The sequence below is a fragment of the Haloferula rosea genome (assembly GCF_016595525.1).
Taxonomy (GTDB): Bacteria; Verrucomicrobiota; Verrucomicrobiia; order Verrucomicrobiales; family Akkermansiaceae; genus Haloferula; species Haloferula rosea.
Map to the genome: position 1 here is coordinate 1 of NZ_JAENII010000032.1, position 3,342 is coordinate 3,342.

A 3,342-nucleotide genomic window follows, 5' to 3' on the forward strand; every position below is an offset into this window, starting at 1 on the left:
CAGTTGGCTTCTGGTAGTGCTTTCTTCTTTCATCGTTTCATCACACAGGGGACTTGAACCCCTTTTGGTTCCCGCCCATGATGGGCATACACAAGACGAGGATCCCAAGCCCGATAACGCCCCGAGTTGATTGACTTCGGTAATTCGAATCTCTACCCTGCATTCGAGATCGCGCTCCCTTATCGGGCTGGGATCTCTTTGACGTTCGCTCAAGAAATGAAGACTCCTCAAGCGCGTGACTTGGCCATCGGGTTGCGGCTTGGAGTCATCCAGCCTCGGGATGTTGTCGAGTGGGCCGATTCCTGGATCATGCGGCTCGATGATCCACCGTATTGGCTGATTGAGGTTTCCACCTCACCTCGTGCAGCACAGCACGACTTGCTTAACCTGATTCCAACAATCGCTACAGACGAAGAGGTCGCGGACCAGGAATTTCTTGGCGCTATGGCAGTCAGACTAATCGATCAGGCTGAGCCATTGGGCGAGATCCTTAGGCTGATGTATGAGCGGTTTTGCCTTTGTGAGTGGACTGAGATGACCGAGATCCGCCAGCAAGTCTATTTGATCGATGATGAGTGGGATTGGGATCAGTCTCGGGCCATCAAGACGGCTCGAACTTTCCTGACGCCGCATCTGGAGGCGGGTCGAAGCCTCCTCGAAAAAATCAAAAGCGAACAAGCCGTGGATGCCCGACCCTGATCAGCGGCTTTGTTGAATTTCGTTCCCATGGCTTGTTTCCTCACCCAGTCTCGTTGCCGCCGCCATTTTCGTCGGGCGGCATCACTCTAACGTTAGCTTTGAAAATTATGCACTTCTTAGCCCTGATAGCCGGCCTCAGCCTTGTAGGTGCCACTTTCGCTGAAGACGAGCCTAAGACGCACCTCGGCGTGTTCTCGAACGAAGCCGAAGAATTTACGATCGTCACCATGATGATTCACGAAGGAGGCCTTGCCTACTTTCATGCCGCGGTATCGGGTCAGATTGGAGAGTGGGAGTTTGATGAGACATCGTCGACGCTTTCCATGAAGTTCCTGAATCCATCGACCGTGGAAGATCAGACCTTAAACCTCAAATTCGATCAGAGGACTCGCTCTTACGACTTGATCAAGCCAGGTAAGGAAGTCGCTGATGACCCTCCTTACGAGCTACATTTCATTTCCGACGAGATTCCCGATAGAATGATCGAGGCTTTCAAAGCCTACCCAGCGCAGATTAAGAAGATCAGGGCGCAGATGGCAACTGAGAGAGAATTTGAGAGGCGACGCGAGGAACAACTAAAGCGCGAGCGTCCTGAGTATGAGCGTATAGTCGCTAAGATCAAAGCTGAGCCTAGAGCCGCGCTAGCGAAGGAATTTCACAGGAAGGAGCTTACCGAATTGGGTCAGTATCCAGCGGACGTCAGGGCGTTTCGTGATACTCTTGCCGATCACGATGTGCCTTTCCCCGAGGACATTGCGATCGATCTGATTGAGGCGGTTCCCGATGATCACTACTCGTTGCTCGCTCTGTTATTTCAACGACCAGAACTGACGAGCAAGACCCTAAATCGCTTTTATCCGAAGGCCCTTGAGTGTGCTCACCAGTATTATGGCGTTCTCGCTATTATTGCTGAGCATCCCAACGCGCCAATTGAGCTTCTCGAGGATCTTGCAGCTCGGCGGGATATTCCGGTTGGCGCCACCAACCCCGCCCAAAATCGTTTGGAGAAGATCGAGCGCGAGAAGAGCAACCAATGAAGCTAATCGGGTAGGTGACGGGTTCTAACCGTCACCCCCCACACCACCCGGCATGCGGGTCCGCACCGGGCGGTTCCAATTCGTCATGCCATCTTCGCGCTGCCTTTCGGACCGTTCGGATAGCGAATGGCGACCCATTGTTTCACGAGGTCGGGAAGACCTTGGGTATGCAACCACGCGTCGGTCATTGCCCGATGCACGAGGCTGTTACGACTCATCCTCCAGTGCCCTTTACGGCTGCGGCTCGCCATGTGCACCTCGGCCCGATCAATACCGAGCGCGAGGAGCTTCCGGCGGCGGGTGCGTGGCCTCCCCCACTGTTTCCAGTAGTAGAGACGCATCCGCCTTCGCAGCCATCCATCCAACTCGACGATGTCCCGATACGGAATCCCACAGGCGTAGTAGTTCACCGCTCCACGAAGGTGGCGTTGCAGGTCGACCATCACCTGCTGCGGGGACACGCCCCGCGTGCGTTTGGTGATGACTCGGACCTTTTCCTTGAGCTTGGTCCTGCTCCGGTCGGTCCAGCGGACCTTCTTGCGCAGGATGCAAAACCCGAGGAATGCCGCTTCGGCAAGCGGCACCACTTTGCTCTTGGTCTCGTTGACCGTCAGCCTCAGTCGCCGTGAGAGCCAGCGGGTGATACTCACGAGCACCCTCGCCGCCGCCCGGGGGCCATGGCAGAGGATCACGAAGTCGTCCGCGTATCTCACAAACGCGTGACCGCGTCTTTCGAGTTCCTTGTCGAGTTCATCGAGTAGGATGTTTGCCAGAAGCGGACTCAGGGGACCTCCCTGGGGCACGCCACTTTGGCTCTCTTCGTAGGTCCCATCCGGCAGGATTGCTCCGGCTTTCAGAAACTTTCCGATGAGGTTCAGAAGACGTTCGTCAGCCACGCTTTCACGCAGCCGCGCCATCATCTTCTGGTGGTTGACGGTGTCGAAGAAGGTTTCCAGATCGCAGTCCACCACATGGCAGCGGCGTCCTCCATATCCTTTCCTCAGGCTCATCGTGCGCATCGCTTCGATGGCTTGATGGGCACTGCGTCCGGGCCGAAACCCGTAGCTGTGCTCGCTGAAGGTCGGGTCGTGGAGTTCGACCAGCACTTGGGCAATCGCTTGCTGGATCACTCGATCCAATACCGTCGGGATGCCGAGGGGACGAAACCTCCCCCGGCCTTTGGGGATAAGCACGCGGCGCACCGGCGAGGGCTTGTAGGTCCCTTCACGCAGTTTGGCCGCGATGGTTTCCCAGTGGCGGCGGGCGAAGTCAGGAAAGTCCCCGATCTCCATCCCATCCACCCCTGCCGCTCCACCGTTGGCCTTCACCCGTTTCCAGGCATCGGTCACGTTGGTGGGCGTCATCACCTGTTCAAACAGGTCGTCACGGACTCTCTCTTTCTCTGCTCGCGTCACCTCCATGTCTCACTTCCCCTTGCGGGTTCGTCGTGGTGGATGGGCTCCGCGAGTCGGAGTCCCGTCATTGGTTCGGCCCTTCGTTGAAGTGAGACCTCCGGCCACTTTGCTGTGCTTCGCGCACTCCGGCTCGTTTCTCCAACTACTATGGCCTCTGCTGACTCCTCGCCGGTCACGACGGGCGTTGCCGC

Annotated in this window: 3 protein-coding genes; 2 read left to right on the forward strand and 1 reads right to left on the reverse strand. The window is 56.8% G+C overall.

Translation table 11 applies throughout. From position 1 onward, the window contains the following. Positions 1 to 216: 216 nt before the first annotated feature. Positions 217 to 699 (forward strand): hypothetical protein, encoded by a 483-nt coding sequence (locus tag JIN81_RS18655; protein WP_200283562.1) that lies wholly within the window; start codon positions 217 to 219, stop codon positions 697 to 699. A gap of 107 nt (positions 700 to 806) precedes the next feature. After that, positions 807 to 1,736, forward strand: a complete 930-nt coding sequence (locus tag JIN81_RS18660; RefSeq protein ID WP_234045580.1) for a hypothetical protein — start codon at positions 807 to 809, stop codon at positions 1,734 to 1,736. A gap of 83 nt (positions 1,737 to 1,819) precedes the next feature. Here JIN81_RS18660 and ltrA read toward each other — a convergent pair whose 3' ends face one another. Then, complete coding sequence (ltrA, locus tag JIN81_RS18665) at positions 1,820 to 3,157, reverse strand: group II intron reverse transcriptase/maturase (RefSeq protein WP_200283568.1); 1,338 nt, start codon at positions 3,155 to 3,157, stop codon at positions 1,820 to 1,822. Positions 3,158 to 3,342: the final 185 nt, after the last annotated feature.

Coding starts and splice junctions, on each gene's coding strand:
- JIN81_RS18655 (WP_200283562.1), top strand. CDS start 217: ATGAAGACTCCTCAAGCGCGTGACTTGGCCATCGGGTTGCGGCTTGGA.
- JIN81_RS18660 (WP_234045580.1), top strand. CDS start 807: ATGCACTTCTTAGCCCTGATAGCCGGCCTCAGCCTTGTAGGTGCCACT.
- ltrA (WP_200283568.1), bottom strand. CDS start 3,157: ATGGAGGTGACGCGAGCAGAGAAAGAGAGAGTCCGTGACGACCTGTTT.